At 60.2% G+C, this 18024-nt stretch carries 17 protein-coding genes; 12 read left to right on the top strand and 5 right to left on the bottom strand.

Translation table 11 applies throughout. The features are described 5' to 3' along the window. Nucleotides 1-100: 100 nt before the first annotated feature. Entirely contained in the window at nucleotides 101-658 is a 558-nt protein-coding gene (locus tag AC07Y9_RS04375) for an AAA family ATPase (RefSeq protein WP_087090397.1), read from the top strand. Here the strand turns inward: AC07Y9_RS04375 and AC07Y9_RS04370 are convergent. Further along, a complete protein-coding gene (locus AC07Y9_RS04370; protein ID WP_007925185.1) occupies nucleotides 640-957 on the bottom strand; it encodes a helix-turn-helix transcriptional regulator in 318 nt (105 codons plus the stop codon). The genes AC07Y9_RS04375 and AC07Y9_RS04370 overlap by 19 nt on opposite strands. A 128-nt stretch (nucleotides 958-1085) precedes the next feature. Further along, complete coding sequence (locus AC07Y9_RS04365) at nucleotides 1086-1856, bottom strand: AraC family transcriptional regulator (RefSeq protein WP_102680576.1); 771 nt, start codon at nucleotides 1854-1856, stop codon at nucleotides 1086-1088. A 114-nt stretch (nucleotides 1857-1970) separates the two neighbouring features. Here AC07Y9_RS04365 and AC07Y9_RS04360 point away from each other — a divergent pair, with 114 nt between their 5' ends. Continuing rightward, entirely contained in the window at nucleotides 1971-2783 is an 813-nt protein-coding gene (locus tag AC07Y9_RS04360) for a sulfite exporter TauE/SafE family protein (RefSeq protein WP_092417474.1), read from the top strand. A gap of 3 nt (nucleotides 2784-2786) precedes the next feature. Here the strand turns inward: AC07Y9_RS04360 and AC07Y9_RS04355 are convergent, their stop codons facing one another. Then, nucleotides 2787-3770 carry a hypothetical protein gene (locus AC07Y9_RS04355; RefSeq protein ID WP_102680552.1) on the bottom strand — a complete coding sequence of 328 codons (984 nt, stop codon included), beginning with the start codon at nucleotides 3768-3770 and terminating at the stop codon, nucleotides 2787-2789. 143 nt (nucleotides 3771-3913) lie between these two features. On the opposite strand from AC07Y9_RS04355, the gene AC07Y9_RS04350 reads away from it, so the two are divergent. Both AC07Y9_RS04350 and AC07Y9_RS04345 read left to right on the top strand, forming a co-directional pair. Next, nucleotides 3914-4525 carry a phage holin family protein gene (locus AC07Y9_RS04350; protein WP_102680553.1) on the top strand — a complete coding sequence of 204 codons (612 nt, stop codon included), beginning with the start codon at nucleotides 3914-3916 and terminating at the stop codon, nucleotides 4523-4525. Nucleotides 4526-4909: 384 nt separating this feature from the next. After that, entirely contained in the window at nucleotides 4910-5623 is a 714-nt protein-coding gene (locus AC07Y9_RS04345; RefSeq protein ID WP_102680554.1) for an acid phosphatase, read from the top strand. A gap of 133 nt (nucleotides 5624-5756) precedes the next feature. Here the strand turns inward: AC07Y9_RS04345 and AC07Y9_RS04340 are convergent, their stop codons facing one another. Next, on the bottom strand, nucleotides 5757-7004 hold the full coding sequence (locus AC07Y9_RS04340; protein WP_007925192.1) for a ribonucleotide-diphosphate reductase subunit beta: 1248 nt from the start codon (nucleotides 7002-7004) through the stop codon (nucleotides 5757-5759). A gap of 873 nt (nucleotides 7005-7877) precedes the next feature. Continuing rightward, complete coding sequence (locus tag AC07Y9_RS04335) at nucleotides 7878-8141, bottom strand: DUF2790 domain-containing protein (protein WP_087090408.1); 264 nt, start codon at nucleotides 8139-8141, stop codon at nucleotides 7878-7880. A gap of 412 nt (nucleotides 8142-8553) precedes the next feature. Between AC07Y9_RS04335 and acs the strand changes: the two genes are divergently transcribed. From acs to AC07Y9_RS04295, 8 genes are all read left to right on the top strand, one after another. Beyond that, nucleotides 8554-10509, top strand: a complete 1956-nt coding sequence (acs, locus tag AC07Y9_RS04330) for an acetate--CoA ligase (RefSeq protein WP_102680555.1) — start codon at nucleotides 8554-8556, stop codon at nucleotides 10507-10509. A 686-nt stretch (nucleotides 10510-11195) separates the two neighbouring features. Beyond that, entirely contained in the window at nucleotides 11196-11972 is a 777-nt protein-coding gene (locus AC07Y9_RS04325) for an ABC transporter substrate-binding protein (protein WP_102680556.1), read from the top strand. A 91-nt stretch (nucleotides 11973-12063) separates the two neighbouring features. Further along, the gene (locus tag AC07Y9_RS04320; protein WP_007921541.1) at nucleotides 12064-12753 is read left to right on the top strand and encodes an ABC transporter permease; all 690 of its coding nucleotides are present in this window, start codon (nucleotides 12064-12066) and stop codon (nucleotides 12751-12753) included. Next, the gene (locus tag AC07Y9_RS04315) at nucleotides 12750-13448 is read left to right on the top strand and encodes an ABC transporter permease (protein ID WP_007921542.1); all 699 of its coding nucleotides are present in this window, start codon (nucleotides 12750-12752) and stop codon (nucleotides 13446-13448) included. Before AC07Y9_RS04320 ends, AC07Y9_RS04315 begins: the two co-directional genes overlap by 4 nt. Nucleotide 13449: 1 nt before the next feature. After that, on the top strand, nucleotides 13450-14562 hold the full coding sequence (locus AC07Y9_RS04310) for a succinylglutamate desuccinylase/aspartoacylase family protein (RefSeq protein ID WP_102680557.1): 1113 nt from the start codon (nucleotides 13450-13452) through the stop codon (nucleotides 14560-14562). Between the two features lie 23 nt (nucleotides 14563-14585). Beyond that, a complete protein-coding gene (locus AC07Y9_RS04305) occupies nucleotides 14586-15350 on the top strand; it encodes an ABC transporter ATP-binding protein (RefSeq protein WP_007921545.1) in 765 nt (254 codons plus the stop codon). 114 nt (nucleotides 15351-15464) lie between these two features. Further along, nucleotides 15465-16445 carry a transcriptional regulator ArgR gene (gene argR, locus AC07Y9_RS04300; protein WP_007921547.1) on the top strand — a complete coding sequence of 327 codons (981 nt, stop codon included), beginning with the start codon at nucleotides 15465-15467 and terminating at the stop codon, nucleotides 16443-16445. 326 nt (nucleotides 16446-16771) lie between these two features. Further along, on the top strand, nucleotides 16772-17992 hold the full coding sequence (locus AC07Y9_RS04295; RefSeq protein ID WP_102680558.1) for an aspartate aminotransferase family protein: 1221 nt from the start codon (nucleotides 16772-16774) through the stop codon (nucleotides 17990-17992). Nucleotides 17993-18024: the final 32 nt, after the last annotated feature.

Below are 18024 nucleotides of genomic sequence, written 5' to 3'. Positions count from 1 at the left end.
CCTTCATCGGTGACTCCCCGAGCCCGGCTATTGCCAGGTTGCCGTGTCCGGGCCTGGGGAGTATCTAGAGAACTCCCCCAATGCCCCGACGGATCTGGTAATGGCTTATCGGCTTCATCTGTTTGGCGCATCCGGTTCCGGTACCACGACCTTGGGCCAGGCGCTGGCCCAGCGTTTGGGGATCGCGCACTTCGATTCCGATAACTTCTTCTGGCGCTCCAGTGCACAGCCTTTCAGCCTGCGCCGCCCCCGGGACGAGCGCATCCAGCTGTTGCAGCAGCAGGTGGCCGGGTTGGACAGCTGGGTGTTGTCCGGCTCCTTGTGCGGTTGGGGCGACCCGATGATTGAGGCTTTCACCCATGCCATTTTCCTTCGCCTGGACCCCGAGGTCCGCCTGCAGCGTTTGCGGGTGCGCGAGTTTCAGCGTTACGGCGAGCAGATCCATGAGGGCGGCGAACGCCATCTCGCGACTCAAACCTTCCTTGCCTGGGCGGCTGGCTACGACACGGGTGGCCAAGGTACGCGCAGCCTGCGCCGGCATGAGAGCTGGATCACCGGGCTGAGCTGCCCGGTAATCCGCCTCGATGCCACTCACCGCTCGGTGCAGGCATTACAGGAAGAGGTATTGAGCGCCCTGGATCACTCGATCATGGCGTAGTCTGGCCGTTCCATTGGGTTGGGCGTCGCACCCTTGATGTTCATGCCACGCCCCGGAGCGAAACCGGGGAAGAACACCAGGCCTTCTGCTTCCAGGCGAAAGGCCAGGGCCAGTCGGGTCACGTCGAGCAATTCGCCGCCCGCCTCGAAGCGGTGAATGGCGGCAATCGAGACGCCGGATTCCTGTGACAGCTGTTCCTGGCTCCACCCCAGCATGGCGCGGGCCTGAATGCAGTGTTCTGGGGTGAACTGGAAGAGGGCGATACGTTCCAGGGTGACTTTCATCGCGAGTGAGGCCATGGGATTTCTCCGGAAGCGGGTGAAAATGAGTCAATAAAGTACTGTTTATTTGTACAGTTGTTTTGCTCCCGGATCAAACTCATTTTGCCGATCGCCTCAACGTCTTCGTGACAAGTCTTGTCCCGGCGCTATGCCCCGGTTTCCAGGTAGGCGCTGGGCGGTTGCCCCGCTACCCGGCGGAACATGGTGGAAAAGGCGGCGGGGCTGTCATAACCGAAATCGAGGGCGATTCGCGTCACCGACTCGCCTGCGGCCAGTCGGGGCAAGGCCCTGACCACGCAGGCGCGCTGGCGCCACTGGACGAAACTCATGCCGGTCTGCTCGCGGAACAGGCGGTTGAAGGTGCGCAGGCTGATGTGCAGCTGTTGTGCCCATTGCTCGGGAGACTGGTGGGCATAGGGTTGTTGCAGGAAGGCCTGGCACAGGGTGAGCAGGCGTGGCATTTCGGGCAGGGGAATGTGCAGGGGCAGGCGGGTGGTACGGCTCAGTTCATGCAGCAACAGGCTGACCAGCACACCGTCGCGTCCGTTCTCGTCGTACGCCAGCGGCAGATCCACCGCCTCCATCAGCAACTGGCGCATCAGTGGCGACACGCTGATCACCTGGCACTCATCGCCCAGGGTCGGTATGGCCGCCGGTTCGATGTACAGGCTGCGGGTACTGACTCTGAGCATCAGCACCTCATGGGCCACCCGGGGTGGAATCCATACCGCACGCTGTGGCGGCACCACCCAGCGGCCATTCGTGGTGCTGACCTGCATCGCCCCGGTGGCGCCATACAACAGTTGCGCGCGACGATGGCTGTGGCTCGGCAACAGGTGGCCCTGGGGGTAATCGGTGCCGATCGCCACCACGGCGCGTGGGGTGTGATCCAGCAGGTCGATCGAAGTGTTACGCATGGCGTCGGCGTCCGCGGGGTTGGCGTGAATGCAAACAGTATTGGCTGACTTGCTAAAGCCGGCCAAGCCCTGGCGCTCTATCGTCGAGGTCTTCTGCTAACGGAGAACTCTTCGATGTTTTATCTATGGCTGGCGGTGTTCGGCTGCATGAGCGGGATCAGCGCGGTGCTGTTCGGTTTTGGCGGCGGCTTTGTGGTGGTGCCGCTGCTGTATCGCATGTTGCTGAGCAGCCATGGCGCTGACGATGCCGTCGCTCAGTCGGCCATGCATATAGCGGTCGCCACCTCGACCTGCGTGATGATCGTCAACGCGCTGATGGCTACCGGCAAACACCGCCGCGCGGGCAACCTGATTCGACATTATCTGTGGCCGCTGGGTGGCTACATCGGGCTGGGAGCTATAGCGGGGGCGGTCCTGGCAATGGCGGTGAGTGGTGAGGCGATGCGCTACGCCTTTATCGCCTACCTGGCACTGACCATTGCCGATTGCCTGATGCGTCGTGGCTTTCTTGAACAGGGCGACACCCGTGCGCCGCGCTGCCTGGGGCGACTGGAAAACACCGGAGGCCTGGGCATCGGGGCCATTGCTACCTTCCTGGGTGTCGGCGGCAGTGTGATGACCGTGCCTCTGCTGCGCCGTTGTGGCTTGAGCATGACCCAGGCCACCTCCATGGCCAACCCGCTGAGCGTGCCGGTAGCCCTGGCCGGGACCTTGACCTATATGGCCATGGCCGGCTTCAGTCGCTTCGATCTGGGCCCCTGGTTTATCGGCTATATCGACCTGCTGGCGTTTGCCGTGCTGACCCTCGGCTCATTGCTGGGCATGCGCCTGGCCTCACCGTGGATCGGGCGCATTCCCGACCGGCTGCATGCGCGGGTGTATATCGGCCTGCTGGTGCTGGTAATGCTCGGCATGCTGGTTCGCTAAGGGTTAGCCCAGCGCCAACCCCGGCGCTTCACGAATGATGAAGTGGTCGAGGTTCTCGATGTTGGCGCTGAATACCCCGAACGTCTGTTCGGGGTGTTTTTTGCTTGGCACCTGTTTCAGCTCCGGGGTCACGCCATAAAAGAAGCAATACAGCTCTTGTTCGCTGTCGATCGCATGCTTGATCTCTTCGAGGAAGGCTTTGCGCTTGCGGTAGCTCTCGATCAGTTTTTTGCTCAAGTAGACGTTGACCGAGTAGGGCTTCTTTTTCGTCTCGTCCGCCTGTTTGAACCAGACCTTCTGTTCGAAGTCGATGCGAAAGCTCTGGGTGTAGTCCTTGATCTCCTTGATCTTGCCCCAGTAGATCAACCCCTTGTTGTCCAGCAAGTATTCGATCTTCTTGAAGAACGAGGCATAGGACGCCGTGTGTTCGCCGATCTTCAGCGGCATGCGCTTGAGCAGCTCCTTGTCGTCGATATTCGACACAAAACACTCCACCGGATGAGCGAAGACACTGGTCTTGTCTGGGGTGCCGGCCTGAGCCGGAGCCGGCGTGCGCAGACTGGAGGAGGGGGCTGGCGCGGCAGTTCCTGGCGTATCGCCATCCGCTGCCGGGCTGGCGGGCTTGCGCACATATTCGCGGCGGGCCAGCAGCAATTCCGATGGGAAATGCTCCTCCCGATCATCCTCGTCCGGCGTACCCTCCACCCCGGCTGCCAGCGTCCTGCTGGTGCCATACGGGCAGCCTTCGATATGCCGGGTGCCAGGCAGGTTCTTGAAATGCGGAGTGCGGATGTAATTGACGTTCTTGGCATTGAAGGTCCCCAACTGATTGTCAGCGGCAAAGGCGGCGCGACAGGCATCGTTGGGGCACTGGAATTGTTCCTTGGCCGAGTCGAAGGCCATGGTCTCGTCGAAATTCAGATCGCGCACGTCATAGATCGACAGCTTGTCGTCGAGGCTGATGCAGTAGGCGGTGTCGAATTTCATGGGGGCTCGGGTCCTTGAGTGAAGAAGGCTATTAATAGCGGGTGGCGCAGGGGAGTGCACTGATCTTTTCAAGCATGGGCGCTGATCTCGGCATAACCTTGTAGGTAGCACGTTCCACTCATCACCGGAAAAGGCTCAGGTTCATGTCTGACGGTAACCGCATCAATATCGGCTCCATTGGTGATGCCAACCACATCAACATTGCCCAGAATCAGGCGCCTGAACGCACCAGCATTCAGTTCGTCATCGACCCCAGGAGTGTCGAGCGGGTGAGCCGGAGCAGCGTCATCAAAGGCGCGGTGGCGTTTTTTCTATCGCTGCCGGCGCTGGCGCTTTCGGTCATGTCGATCCTGGCCGACGCGTTGGGCATCCTTTCCTACTTCAATGTGGAGTCGCGGATCCTGGCCTACCTCATCATGGCCGCCGCCATGGGCGGGGTGATGCTGTGCAACGGCAAGCGCAAGATGGCCACCGCCAGCATTGCGCCCGACCAGGCCCGATTCATCGATGGGCGTTGGGTCGAGCGTGATGAAAGTGGCGATTACCTGCTGTATCGCAATACCGCGCCCTGCAATTACGAAAACTGCCACGGTACCGTGCGTATCCAGACGCCACCGCCGCGCGAACAGCATAACCACGATCTGATCGGCGTCTGCGATATCGGCGGCAAGCAACACACCTATCGCGTCGACTTCAATGGCGTCGGCGAACGGCAGCATTTCGACTGGCGCCCGCAGGAACAGAACAAGCCATGACCCCGTTCCAACCACGCCCTTGGTAGGGCGGGCGTGCTCACGAAAAATCCCCCGTCGGGACCAATCAAACTGACAGCCTTCCTGAGTCTTGCCAGGTCATCGCGGCTGCATTTCAACGTTTTTGGCGGGGCGGGGCCACGAAATTTCCTACAGTTCTAATTAACAAAACTCTCACCATATAGAGACGAGTCCTACGCGTTAAAGCTTGTAAAAACAAAAGCTTAGGTATCTTGAACAGTCCTGGCAGAGAACGTCACACCTTTGGCAAGGAGGGACAAGTAAGCCTCGAATAAATGGCCGATAAGAAGGCGCCGGCCTCATGAATGAAGGCCCGGTGGGAACCAGCCAGACGGCTTTTCCCCTCACAATAACGAGGACCTCCATATGCCTGTTCTTGCGCGTTCATTGTTGTTTTGTCTGGCCCTGTCCGGCACGGGGGCCGTCCTGGCGGAGCAGGCAGCCTTGCCTTATCTGCCGGCCAATCAGTTCCGGCTGGCTGACTACCTGCCACCGCCTCCAACTGTTGATTCATCGTTGCAACAAAGCGATTTGACAGCCGTGCTGGCGGCCCAGGCAGCACGCAGTAGCGCTCAGGTGAGCCGGGTCCAGCAGGATGATGAATGGGAAGACAGCGTGTTCCACTTCGCCAGGGAATCCCTCGGCGCCGGTTTCAGCATTGAGCGCCTGCCCCTGACCCGGGCCTTCTTCCGGCGGGCCCAGGAAGACCTGGTGCAATTCCTGATGCCGGCCAAGCACAGCTATGGTCGGCCGCGCCCTTACGAAGCCTCGGCACTGGTGAAGCCGGTATTGCCGCCACCGGAGGGCGATTCCTACCCCAGCGGTCACTCGATGAATGGTTATCTCAATGCCACCTTGCTGAGCATGGCGCTGCCGGAGAAACGCAGCGAGTTGTTCAGCCGCGCACAGATCAATGCCGACAGCCGGGTCATCGCCGGTGTGCATTTCCCCAGCGACCTGGAGGGCGGAAAGATCAGTGCCGCGGTGTTGGCGGCCCGGCTGCTGGACGATCCCCGCGCGGCGGCGGATTTCGAGGCGGTGAAACAGGAGATTCGTGGTGCCCTGGCCTCCGCCGATTGAGTTCCGGGTTGGATGATTTGCCTGGAGTCGGGGATACCGGGTCCCAATAAAAAAGCCCTGAGCAAGTCAGGGCTTTTTTGATCTTTCGTTGTGCCGATTCAGATCGAGATCGGCACAGGGCTGGAGCTCGGAATCAATCCCAGCTCAGCGCGCCGCCAGTCTGATACTCGATCACGCGAGTCTCGAAGAAGTTCTTCTCTTTCTTCAAGTCCATGATTTCGCTCATCCATGGGAACGGGTTGGTGGTGCCCGGGTATTCTTCTTTCAGGCCGATCTGCGACAGGCGACGGTTGGCGATGAACTTGAGGTAGTCCTCCATCATTGCCGCGTTCATGCCCAGTACGCCGCGCGGCATGGTGTCGCGAGCGTATTCGATTTCCAGTTGGGTACCCTGGAGGATCATCTGGGTGGCTTCTTCCTTCATCTCGGCATCCCACAGGTGCGGGTTTTCGATCTTGATCTGGTTGATCACGTCGATACCGAAGTTCAGGTGCATGGATTCGTCGCGCAGGATGTACTGGAACTGCTCGGCGACGCCGGTCATTTTGTTGCGGCGGCCCATGGACAGGATCTGGGTGAAGCCACAGTAGAAGAAGATGCCTTCCAGAACGCAGTAGTAGGCGATCAGGTTGCGCAGCAGCTCCTTGTCGGTGTCGACGGTGCCGGTTTCGAACTTCGGATCGGAGATCGAACGGGTGTACTTCAGGCCCCAGGCCGCTTTCTTGGCGACCGATGGAATCTCGTGGTACATGTTGAAGATCTCGCCTTCATCCATGGCCAACGATTCGATGCAGTACTGGTAGGCGTGGGTGTGGATCGCCTCTTCGAACGCCTGGCGCAGGATGTACTGGCGGCATTCCGGGTTGGTGATCAGGCGGTACACGGCCAGTACCAGGTTGTTGGCAACCAGGGAGTCGGCGGTGGAGAAGAAGCCCAGGTTGCGCATCACGATGCGGCGCTCGTCGTCGGTCAGGCCTTCCGGGTTTTTCCAGAGGGCGATGTCGGCGGTCATGTTGACTTCTTGCGGCATCCAGTGGTTTGCGCAACCGTCCAGGTACTTTTGCCAGGCCCAGTCGTATTTGAATGGCACGAGCTGGTTGAGGTCGGCGCGGCAGTTGATCATGCGCTTTTCATCGACGGCGACACGGGCGGAAGCGCCTTCCAACTCGGCCAGGCCTTCGGCGATGTCGAGCTGGTCCAGAGAGGCCTTGGCACGGGCAACGGCAGCGGAATCACTGGCGGTTACGGCGCGGGCTTCGAGAGCGGCGGCACCACCGGCGCTGTCGAGTTTGTCCATGGCAGCTTCGGCAGCGTGGCCGGCGTTGGCGCCTTTAACGGCGACTTCGCCTTCTTCTTTGTCGAATTCGTCCCAGCTCAGCATGACGTGTCGTCTCCTGCGTGAGGGCCAGATGCCCGTGTGAAAACTGATGGTTGGCTTTTCACACGGCCGAACTGGCCGCGTTGGATCTTAAGGAATCGTTTGTTGCGGCAGCTAACGCAGGCAATAAACAAAAATATGTACGGGAGTTCCGAGGCGGTTATGGGCGCAGAGGACCGAGTCGACTCCTGCGCTGGCTTCGGATTGGCTGTTTATCCCTGTAAGGGAATATTGCAGGCCCGTTTTAAGGCCGCATTATAGGGACTTTTTTGCCGCTGTGGTGCGACGAAGTGGCTCACGATTCGGTTGGCGAGGGGCGTGATCGCGGCGGAGCGAGGGTTTACAAGGCTTTGGCCGGCAAAGATTTTTTTTCACCCGGTTTTGCGGGTTTTTGCCGCCTGGAAGCGATCCGAGACCTTGGCTTTTTCGCGCAATGCTCTGCAAGCCCCGTAGTACATGGCTTACAGGGAAGGTCGTGGGCTTTGGTAGACAGGATTGTGTTCAATTCATGGTGCAAATTGTCAGTCGGATATTTTGCTCAAAAAATAAGCAAAAAAACGCTTTTGCCACTACATCTTGTGTTGGATGGTCAATTTTTGACCTTTGAAACACTACTGTCCCGGGTTGCCACCCGAGGTCGTTCTTGATACTCGAGAAGGCATTTTCGGACCATCATCAAGCCCCTTGGGGCGATACGGAAACGCTCCCTGCAAGGTGGCTCGACAGATGAAAAAGGGGAGTGCGAAAGCCGTGGTCGCACTGCATTGGGCGATGGCTTGCAACCAGTCTGGATTCAGTTGTGCATCTGGCCATCTTTGCCGCAAGAAAGATCTCTTGCGGCCGGCAATTGTTGGAACTTGAAGAGCAACTTTAGTATCAGCCGTTAGAGCAGCCGTTACCCATGACGCGGTATTGAAGAATGTGCCGCAGACCTTTCGAGTCTTCATATTCCATACGTGCAGGTACAACTTCGCATACATTTGGAACTTCGCTCATGGATATAACTTTGGCGATGTCCAGGTCGGACGAGTAAGAGTATTCCTCTACTGCTGGTTGCTGGCTTGCGACATCAGTCGGGATCTCGTCGGCCATTGCTGTAACGCAAAGACTGCTGAAGGCCAGAACTAATAAAGCTTTCATTTTGATTTCACCTTTCTAAGGTCGTGTAGGGTCACGCAGCCTTTGTGGGGTTGCGTGTGGAACTTGAGTAGAAGTCTGGATTAACTGCCTTCGTGGGGGCTGTAACTTGGTTAATCACATTGCCTTGTTGGCGAGGTTGATTTTAGGCGCCTGAGTAGGCGCTATACAGGCGTGCTTTTGATAAACACTATTGACGGTTTTTGTAACAATCCCGGTAAAAACGACCCCCAGCGGCCTGGCAGCGGTCTTCTACTTACCGCAGAAACTACCGCAAGTCCCGTAATAGAGGGGGTAAAGCACTTTTCAGGGGGATCGGCTGGGGGTTGTTACTACCATCGTCGAATGGTTCTATAGGCCCGCCCCGGCTACAACGGGGTCATACAACAACAACTATGTCACCGAGGTAAGAAAGATGAGTGCGGCTTCTCTGTATCCCGTTCGTCCCGAGGTTGCGGCCAACACGCTGACTGACGAGGCGACCTACAAGGCCATGTACCAGCAGTCGGTCGTCAACCCGGACGGCTTCTGGCGCGAGCAAGCCAAGCGCCTCGACTGGATCAAGCCTTTCACCACGGTGAAGCAGACCTCCTTCGACGATCACCATGTCGATATCAAATGGTTTGCCGACGGCACCCTCAACGTTTCCTACAACTGCCTGGATCGCCATCTGGCCGAGCGCGGCGATCAGATCGCGATCATCTGGGAAGGCGACGATCCTTCCGAAAGCCGCAACATCACCTACCGCGAGCTGCACGAACAAGTCTGCAAGTTCGCCAACGCCCTGCGTGGCCAGGACGTGCACCGCGGCGACGTGGTGACTATCTATATGCCGATGATTCCCGAAGCCGTGGTCGCCATGCTGGCCTGTACCCGGATCGGCGCGATTCATTCGGTGGTGTTCGGCGGCTTTTCACCGGAAGCGCTGGCCGGGCGGATCATCGACTGCAAATCCAAAGTGGTGATCACCGCCGACGAAGGCATTCGCGCGGGCAAGAAGATTCCGCTCAAGGCCAATGTCGACGATGCGCTGACCAACCCGGAAACCAGCAGCATCCAGAAGGTCATCGTGTGCAAGCGCACCAATGGCCAGATCAAGTGGAACCAGCATCGCGACATCTGGTACGAAGACTTGATGAAAGTGGCCGGTACCGTCTGCGCGCCAAAAGAAATGGGCGCCGAGGAAGCGCTGTTCATCCTTTATACCTCCGGCTCCACCGGTAAGCCCAAAGGCGTGCAGCACACCACTGGCGGCTACCTGCTGTACGCGGCCCTGACCCACGAGCGCGTATTCGATTACCGTCCGGGGGAAATCTACTGGTGCACCGCCGACGTCGGCTGGGTCACCGGCCACACCTATATCGTCTATGGCCCGCTGGCCAATGGCGCGACCACCGTGCTGTTCGAGGGCGTACCGAACTACCCGGACGTGACCCGCGTGGCGAAGATCGTCGACAAGCACAAGGTCAATATCCTCTACACCGCGCCGACCGCGATCCGCGCCATGATGGCCTCGGGTAACGCCGCCTGCGCAGGCGCCGATGGCAGCAGCCTGCGCCTGCTGGGTTCGGTGGGTGAACCGATCAACCCGGAAGCCTGGGAGTGGTACTACAAGAATGTCGGTCAATCCCGTTGCCCGATCGTCGATACCTGGTGGCAGACCGAGACCGGCGCGACCCTGATGAGCCCGCTGCCGGGCGCCCATGCCCTCAAGCCGGGTTCGGCGGCGCGTCCGTTCTTTGGCGTGGTGCCGGCGCTGGTGGACAACCTGGGCAACATTATCGAGGGCGCCGCCGAAGGCAACCTGGTGATCCTCGATTCGTGGCCAGGCCAGGCGCGCACCCTGTATGGCGACCACGATCGTTTCGTCGATACCTACTTCAAGACGTTCCGTGGCATGTACTTCACCGGTGACGGTGCCCGTCGCGATGAAGACGGCTACTGGTGGATCACCGGGCGTGTGGACGATGTGCTCAACGTCTCCGGCCACCGCATGGGGACCGCCGAGATCGAAAGCGCGATGGTCGCTCACCCGAAAGTCGCCGAAGCGGCGGTGGTCGGTGTGCCCCACGACATCAAGGGGCAGGGCATCTATGTCTACGTCACCCTCAACGGTGGCGAAGAACCGAGCGAAGCATTGCGCCTGGAGCTGAAGAACTGGGTGCGCAAGGAAATCGGTCCGATCGCCTCGCCGGATGTCATCCAGTGGGCGCCTGGCCTGCCGAAGACCCGTTCCGGGAAGATCATGCGCCGTATCCTGCGCAAGATCGCCACGGCGGAGTACGACAGCCTGGGGGATATCTCCACCCTGGCGGACCCGGGCGTGGTGCAGCATCTGGTCGATACCCACAAGACCATGAACGTCGCCTGAGACGGACCTGTGTCAGCGAAAGCCCCGCCCGGCCTTGTGCCGGGCGGGGCTTTTTTGTGAGCGCTATCGGGGGGGGGCTTCTGTAGCCGCTGCCGAAGGCTGCGATCGGCTCCGCAGGAGACGCGCTCTTGAAGGCCCTGAAAGGCCCTTCGGGTCTTATCGCAGCCTGCGGCAGCGGCTACAGGCAGCGGCTTTTCGATCGAATAAATATCGGTATGTCCATCAGGCGTATCTGAATGTTACCGGCGGGAGGGAATGTGTAACCCGCTGCCCGGATTCGGGGCAATGAGAAACGCCAAGCCCTGTTTCAGGGCCTGTGCGGGGTCGGTAAGAAATAAGTCATAACGCTGCGCTTGCCGGAATAGAAGGCTTTGCGAATAATAGGCCCGCAATTTGCAACAGAGATTGGTTTACCGTCTTTTGCTCTTGCATAAATCTGAAGAGCTGTCAATGTGCTCGGCCTGGTTTCTCGGTGCTTCTGTAATTTGTTGTCGCATTGAGGAAATATCGGCTTCGGGCCTGTCGTTAGAATGCCGATCACTCGCTCGTCGTTGCCTGCCCGGGAACCCGCATGAGGTTCGTGGCCAGGTCCTCAAGGACGCAGCACCGCTATCAGGTTCCACCCATTCGCATATTGGGCTGTCGCTCACTCTGCCGTTTTCGCCCTTTACCGATGGAGTCCTAAGATGAAGAAACTCGTGCTTCTTGGCGCCCTGGCACTGTCCTCCGTACTTTCCCTGCCGACGTTCGCCGATGAAAAGCCTCTGAAAATTGGTATCGAAGCGGCTTACCCTCCATTCGCCTCCAAGGCGCCGGACGGCAGCATCGTCGGTTTCGACTACGACATCGGCAACGCCCTGTGCGAAGAAATGAAGGTCAAGTGCGTGTGGGTCGAGCAGGAGTTCGACGGCCTGATCCCCGCGCTCAAGGTACGCAAGATCGATGCGATCCTGTCGTCCATGTCGATCACCGACGACCGCAAGAAGTCCGTGGACTTCACCGGCAAGTACTACAACACCCCTGCGCGCCTGGTCATGAAGGCCGGTACCCAGGTCAGCGATGGCCTGACCGAACTCAAGGGCAAGAACATCGGCGTGCAGCGTGGTTCGATCCACGAGCGTTTCGCCCGTGAAGTGCTGGCTCCGCTGGGTGCCGAGATCAAGCCATATGGCTCGCAGAACGAGATCTACCTGGACGTGGCGGCCGGTCGCCTCGACGGCACCGTGGCAGACGCTACCCTGCTGAATGACGGCTTCCTGAAAACCGACGCCGGCAAAGGCTTCGCGTTCGTCGGCCCGGCATTCACCGACAGCAAATACTTCGGCGACGGCGTGGGTATCGCCGTACGCAAAGGCGATGCGCTGAAAGACAAGATCACCGGTGCGATCACCGCCATTCGCGAGAACGGCAAGTACAAGCAAATCCAGGACAAGTACTTCGACTTCGACATTTACGGCCAGTAAATCGTCGAATCAGCAAGTCCGAGATGGCGCAAGCAGCAGAATCTCTGAAGTTTGCGCCATTTTTTCATCCCAATTTTCGAGGACCTGAATCATGTTGAAAGGCTACGGGGCTGTCATCCTCGATGGCGCTTGGCTGACGCTTCAGCTTGCCTTGTCGTCCATGGCCCTGGCCATCGTTCTGGGTCTGATCGGGGTCGCGCTGCGTCTCTCGCCGGTGCGCTGGCTGGCGTGGCTGGGCGACCTGTATTCCACGGTGATCCGCGGGATTCCCGACCTGGTGCTGATCCTGCTGATCTTCTACGGCGGCCAGGACCTGCTCAACCGTGTCGCGCCAATGCTGGGTTACGACGACTACATCGACCTGAACCCGCTGGCTGCCGGTATCGGCACCCTGGGCTTCATCTTCGGTGCCTACCTGTCGGAGACCTTCCGTGGCGCCTTCATGGCGATTCCCAAGGGGCAGGCGGAAGCGGGCATGGCCTATGGCATGAACAGCTTCCAGGTGTTCTTCCGGGTGCTGGTGCCGCAGATGATCCGTCTGGCGATTCCGGGCTTTACCAACAACTGGTTGGTACTGACCAAGGCCACCGCGCTGATTTCGGTGGTAGGCCTGCAAGACATGATGTTCAAGGCCAAGCAGGCGGCTGATGCCACTCGCGAGCCTTTCACCTTCTTCCTCGCGGTGGCGGCGATGTACCTGGTGATCACCAGTGTCTCGTTGCTGGCATTGCGTCACCTTGAGAAGCGCTACTCGGTAGGCGTAAGGGCGGCTGATCTATGATCTTCGACTACAACGTCATCTATGAGGCCTTGCCGCTGTATTTCAGCGGCCTGCTGACCACCCTGAAACTCTTGGCCCTGTCGCTGTTCTTCGGCCTGCTGGCGGCGCTGCCCCTGGGGCTGATGCGGGTGTCCAAGCAGCCGATCGTCAACCTCAGCGCCTGGCTCTACACCTATGTGATCCGCGGCACGCCGATGCTGGTGCAGTTGTTCCTGATCTATTACGGACTGGCGCAGTTCGATGTGGTGCGCCAGAGCTTCCTCTGGCCTTGGCTGTCCAGTGCGACCTTCTGTGCGTGCCTGGCATTTGCCATCAACACCAGCGCCTACACCGCCGAAATCATCGCCGGCAGCCTCAAGGCCACGCCGAACGGCGAGATTGAAGCGGCCAAGGCCATGGGCATGTCGCGCTACAAAATGTATGCCCGCATCCTGCTGCCGTCGGCCTTGCGCCGGGCGCTGCCGCAGTACAGCAATGAAGTGATCATGATGCTGCAGACCACCAGCCTGGCCTCCATCGTGACCCTGATCGACATCACCGGTGCGGCCCGTACGGTCAACGCGCAGTACTACCTGCCGTTCGAGGCCTACATCACCGCCGGCGTGTTCTACCTGTGCCTGACCTTTATCCTGGTGCGCCTGTTCAAGCTGGCCGAAGGCCGCTGGCTGCGTTACCTGGCGCCGCGGAAGCACTGATATGGAACGCATTGACCACGCATTGCCATGGAGCCACTTGGGCAGCGAGCGGCAGATCTCGGTGTTCCGTTTCGGCCACGGCGAGCGCAAGGCCTATATCCAGGCCAGTCTGCATGCGGACGAACTGCCCGGGATGCGCACCGCCTGGGAGCTGAAAAAGCGCCTGGCCGAACTGGAAGCCCAGGGCGCGCTGAACGGCGTGATCGAACTGGTGCCGGTGGCCAACCCGATGGGCCTGGGGCAGCTGTTGCAGGGCAATCACCAGGGGCGGTTCGAGGCCGGTAGTGGCAAGAACTTCAATCGCGATTTCGTCGAGCTGAGTGTGCCAGTCGCGGCTCGCCTGGAAGGGTGCCTGGGGGGTGACCCGCACGCCAATATCCAGATGATTCGCCAGGCCATGAGTGATGTGCTGGCCGAACTGCCGGCGCCATCGAGCCAGCTGCAAGGCATGCAGCGTATTCTCCTGAGTCATGCCTGCACCGCGGATGTGGTGCTGGACCTGCACTGTGATACGGAAGCGGCGCTGCATATGTACGCCTTGCCGCAGCATTGGCCGCAGTGGCGTTCGCTGGCAGCCCATCTGAACGTGCGGGTCGGCCTGCTGGCGGAAGACTCTGGCGGCAGTTCGTTCGACGAGGCCTGTTCGCTGCCCTGGCTGCGTCTGTCGCGCCAGTTCCCGCAGGCGCAGATTCCGCTGGCCTGCCTGGCGACCACCCTCGAGCTGGGCGGTCAGGCCGACACCGGTCGCCCGCAAGCCGAGGCGCACGCCGAAGGCATCCTGGCGTTTCTCGCCGAGCAGGGGCTGATCGCGGGCGAATGGCCGGCGCCGCAGCATGAAGCGTGTGAGGCCATGCCTTTCGAAGGCACCGAATTGTTGTTTGCGCCGCATCCCGGCGTGGTGAGTTTTCTGCGTCCGGCCGGTAGCTGGGTGGAGAAGGGCGAGCCGATTTTTGAAGTGATTGATCCCTTATCCGATCGGGTCAGCACCCTGTGTGCTGGCACCAGCGGCGTGTTGTTCGCCGTTGAGCGGCTGCGTTACGCCCAACCCGGTTTCTGGCTGGCCAAGGTGGCGGGGCGCGAAGCGCTGCGGCACGGGCGCTTGCTCAACGACTGACTGCTTTTGTGAGAACCGACAGCATGTACAAACTTGAAGTCCAAGACCTGCATAAACGCTATGGCAGTCACGAAGTGCTCAAGGGCGTGTCCCTGAAAGCGGCGGCTGGCGATGTGATCAGCATCATCGGCTCCAGTGGCTCCGGCAAATCCACCTTCCTGCGCTGCATCAACCTGCTGGAGCAGCCGCACGCCGGCAAGATCCTGCTGAACAACGAAGAGTTGAAGCTGGTGGCGAACAAGGACGGCGCCCTGAAGGCGGCCGATCCAAAACAGTTGCAGCGCATGCGTTCGCGCCTGTCGATGGTGTTCCAGCACTTCAACCTGTGGTCGCACATGACCGCCATCGAAAACATCATGGAAGCGCCGGTGCATGTGCTCGGCGTACCCAAGGCCGAAGCCCGTGAAAAGGCCGAGCACTACCTGGCCAAGGTCGGTGTGGCGCATCGCAAGGATGCCTACCCGGGCCACATGTCCGGCGGTGAGCAGCAGCGCGTGGCGATCGCCCGGGCGCTGGCGATGGAGCCTGAGGTCATGCTGTTCGACGAGCCGACTTCGGCGCTCGACCCCGAGCTGGTGGGCGACGTGCTGAAAGTGATGCAGGCCCTGGCCCAGGAAGGCCGGACCATGGTGGTGGTGACCCACGAAATGGGCTTTGCCCGTGAAGTCTCGAACCAGCTGATATTCCTGCACAAGGGCCTGGTGGAAGAGAGCGGCAACCCGCGCGAAGTGCTGGTCAATCCGCAATCGGAACGTTTGCAACAATTCCTCTCGGGCAGCCTGAAGTAAATCGCTCCCGTAATGCACCAAATTAGGTCATGCTGCGCACCGCGCGCCAGATGGTCTAATTTGGTTGCAGCCGCCTTTGGCCTCTAACACTGTTTTCGTTTCGGATTGCCCGCCATGACTGCCCATCGAATTGGTTTCCTGATTTGGCCCAGCACTAAAGCCTTGACGCTGGCGCTGGCCGAGGAGGCCTTGCGTGTCGCTCAGCGCGTGCATCCGGAAGTGGTCTACGAACTGGCCTTCCTGCAGGCCGAGGCTCCGGCCGACGGCGCCTGGCAACTGCCCGGTGAGCCCTGGTCGGGCAAGCTCGAAGGCTGCCAGAAACTGTTCCTGCTGGCCGATGAGCCGCCTGCCACCCTGGCGCCGGCCCTGAGCAGCGCGCTCAAGCAGTTGGTGCGTGCCGGCTGTGTGATCGGCGGCTTGTCCGCCGGTGTGTATCCCCTGGCGCAGCTGGGGTTCCTCGACGGTTATCGGGCGGCGGTGCACTGGCGTTGGCAGGACGATTTCGCCGAGCGTTTCCCCAAGGTCATCGCCACCAGCCATCTGTTCGATTGGGATCGCGATCGCCTGACGGCCTGCGGCGGGATGTCGGTGCTGGATCTGTTGCTGGCGGTGCTGGCCCGTGACCACGGCGCGGAACTGGCCGGCGCGGTCTCTGAAGAGCTGGTGGTCGAGCGGATCCGCGAAGGCGGCGAGCGCCAACGCATTCCGTTGCAGAACCGCCTGGGTTCCAGTCACCCGAAGCTGACCCAGGCGGTGCTGCTGATGGAGGCCAATATCGAGGAGCCGCTGACCACCGACGAAATCGCCCAGCATGTGTGCGTCTCGCGTCGGCAACTGGAGCGGATTTTCAAGCAATACCTCAATCGTGTGCCGAGCCAGTACTACCTGGAATTGCGCCTGAACAAGGCGCGGCAGATGCTGATGCAGACCAGCAAATCGATCATCCAGATCGGCCTGTCCTGCGGTTTCTCCTCGGGGCCGCATTTCTCCAGCGCCTACCGCAACTTCTTCGGCGCCACGCCGCGGGAGGACCGCAACCAGCGGCGCAGCAGCAGCCCGTTCGAACTGTCTTCGGTGCCTTCCGAGCGCGGTTGATCCACCTCTTCGTTTTACCTGTCAAATTGCTATCGCGAGCAAACTTCGCTCCTACACGGAATGCATTCTTCTGTAGGAGCGAAGCTTGCTCGCGATGGCGCCGTATTGTGTGGCGCAAATCGTTGGACAATCCTGCCGTTAAAGCCTCCAGCAGTTTAAACTGCGCCTTTGCGACGCTATTTGTCGCATTGCCGTAAACCCGCGTAAAACCGGGGTTGGCGCTATAAGAAGTTGTCGCTTGGCGACAAGGTCGGGCAGAAAACTGTCCTTACAATCCCCCCATCGCTCGCCAGTTTCAGGCAGGCGTTCCTCTTCAGGAGACTCCGATGTCCGTTGAGCAAGCTCCGGTGCAACGCGCCGATTTCGATCAGGTCATGGTTCCCAACTATGCACCTGCGGCTTTCATTCCTGTGCGTGGCGCGGGTTCCCGAGTCTGGGATCAGTCGGGCCGAGAGCTGATCGACTTTGCCGGCGGGATCGCGGTCAACGTACTGGGCCACGCCCATCCGGCGCTGGTCGCTGCTCTGACCGAGCAGGCCAACAAGCTGTGGCATGTATCCAACGTCTTTACCAACGAGCCGGCCCTGCGCCTAGCCCACAAGCTGGTCGATGCCACCTTTGCCGAGCGCGCGTTCTTCTGCAACTCCGGGGCCGAGGCCAACGAGGCCGCCTTCAAGCTGGCCCGTCGTGTCGCTTTCGACCGTTTCGGCGCGGAAAAATACGAAATCATCGCGGCCCTCAACAGCTTTCACGGTCGCACCCTGTTCACCGTGAACGTCGGCGGCCAGTCGAAATACTCCGATGGCTTCGGTCCTAAAATCACCGGTATCACCCACGTTCCTTACAACGATCTGGCGGCATTGAAAGCGGCGATTTCGGACAAGACCTGCGCGGTGGTACTGGAGCCGATCCAGGGCGAAGGCGGCGTGTTGCCGGCCGAGCAGGCTTACCTGCAAGGCGCCCGCGAGCTGTGCGACGCGCACAACGCGCTGCTGGTGTTCGACGAAGTGCAGACCGGCATGGGCCGCAGTGGCGAGCTGTTCGCCTATATGCACTACGGCGTGACCCCGGACATCCTGACCAGCGCCAAGAGCCTGGGCGGCGGTTTCCCGATTGCTGCGATGCTGACCACCGAGGCGCTGGCCAAGCACCTGGTGGTCGGTACCCACGGCACCACCTACGGCGGCAACCCGCTGGCATGCGCGGTGGCCGGCGCGGTGATCGACGTGATCAACACGCCCGAAGTGCTGAACGGTGTGAAGGCCAAGCACGATCGCTTCAAGACCCGCCTGCTGCAGATCGGCGAGAAGTACGACCTGTTCACCGAAGTGCGTGGCCTGGGCCTGCTGCTCGGTTGCGTGCTCAGCGATGCCTGGAAAGGCAAGGCCAAGGACGTGTTCAACGCCGCTGAAAAAGAAAACCTGATGATCCTCCAGGCCGGCCCGGACGTGGTGCGTTTCGCCCCGAGCCTGGTGGTCGAGGAAGCGGACATCGAAGAAGGCCTGCAGCGCTTCGAGCGCGCGGTCGCCAAGCTGACTCAGGCCTGATTCGGGCCGCGGTACTTCTCGGCGCTTGTCTG

The sequence above is a fragment of the Pseudomonas sp. GW456-L12 genome (genome assembly GCF_059424045.1).
Note: the sequence above shows the minus strand (reverse complement) of the source record. Positions and strands in the feature narration are given on the sequence as shown.

Excerpts from the sequence above, each read along its gene's own strand:
- AC07Y9_RS04375 (WP_087090397.1), top strand. The coding sequence starts at position 101 with ATGGCTTATCGGCTTCATCTGTTTGGCGCATCCGGTTCCGGTACCACG.
- AC07Y9_RS04370 (WP_007925185.1), bottom strand. The coding sequence starts at position 957 with ATGGCCTCACTCGCGATGAAAGTCACCCTGGAACGTATCGCCCTCTTC.
- AC07Y9_RS04365 (WP_102680576.1), bottom strand. The coding sequence starts at position 1,856 with ATGCGTAACACTTCGATCGACCTGCTGGATCACACCCCACGCGCCGTG.
- AC07Y9_RS04360 (WP_092417474.1), top strand. The coding sequence starts at position 1,971 with ATGTTTTATCTATGGCTGGCGGTGTTCGGCTGCATGAGCGGGATCAGC.
- AC07Y9_RS04355 (WP_102680552.1), bottom strand. The coding sequence starts at position 3,770 with ATGAAATTCGACACCGCCTACTGCATCAGCCTCGACGACAAGCTGTCG.
- AC07Y9_RS04350 (WP_102680553.1), top strand. The coding sequence starts at position 3,914 with ATGTCTGACGGTAACCGCATCAATATCGGCTCCATTGGTGATGCCAAC.
- AC07Y9_RS04345 (WP_102680554.1), top strand. The coding sequence starts at position 4,910 with ATGCCTGTTCTTGCGCGTTCATTGTTGTTTTGTCTGGCCCTGTCCGGC.
- AC07Y9_RS04340 (WP_007925192.1), bottom strand. The coding sequence starts at position 7,004 with ATGCTGAGCTGGGACGAATTCGACAAAGAAGAAGGCGAAGTCGCCGTT.
- AC07Y9_RS04335 (WP_087090408.1), bottom strand. The coding sequence starts at position 8,141 with ATGAAAGCTTTATTAGTTCTGGCCTTCAGCAGTCTTTGCGTTACAGCA.
- acs (WP_102680555.1), top strand. The coding sequence starts at position 8,554 with ATGAGTGCGGCTTCTCTGTATCCCGTTCGTCCCGAGGTTGCGGCCAAC.
- AC07Y9_RS04325 (WP_102680556.1), top strand. The coding sequence starts at position 11,196 with ATGAAGAAACTCGTGCTTCTTGGCGCCCTGGCACTGTCCTCCGTACTT.
- AC07Y9_RS04320 (WP_007921541.1), top strand. The coding sequence starts at position 12,064 with ATGTTGAAAGGCTACGGGGCTGTCATCCTCGATGGCGCTTGGCTGACG.
- AC07Y9_RS04315 (WP_007921542.1), top strand. The coding sequence starts at position 12,750 with ATGATCTTCGACTACAACGTCATCTATGAGGCCTTGCCGCTGTATTTC.
- AC07Y9_RS04310 (WP_102680557.1), top strand. The coding sequence starts at position 13,450 with ATGGAACGCATTGACCACGCATTGCCATGGAGCCACTTGGGCAGCGAG.
- AC07Y9_RS04305 (WP_007921545.1), top strand. The coding sequence starts at position 14,586 with ATGTACAAACTTGAAGTCCAAGACCTGCATAAACGCTATGGCAGTCAC.
- argR (WP_007921547.1), top strand. The coding sequence starts at position 15,465 with ATGACTGCCCATCGAATTGGTTTCCTGATTTGGCCCAGCACTAAAGCC.
- AC07Y9_RS04295 (WP_102680558.1), top strand. The coding sequence starts at position 16,772 with ATGTCCGTTGAGCAAGCTCCGGTGCAACGCGCCGATTTCGATCAGGTC.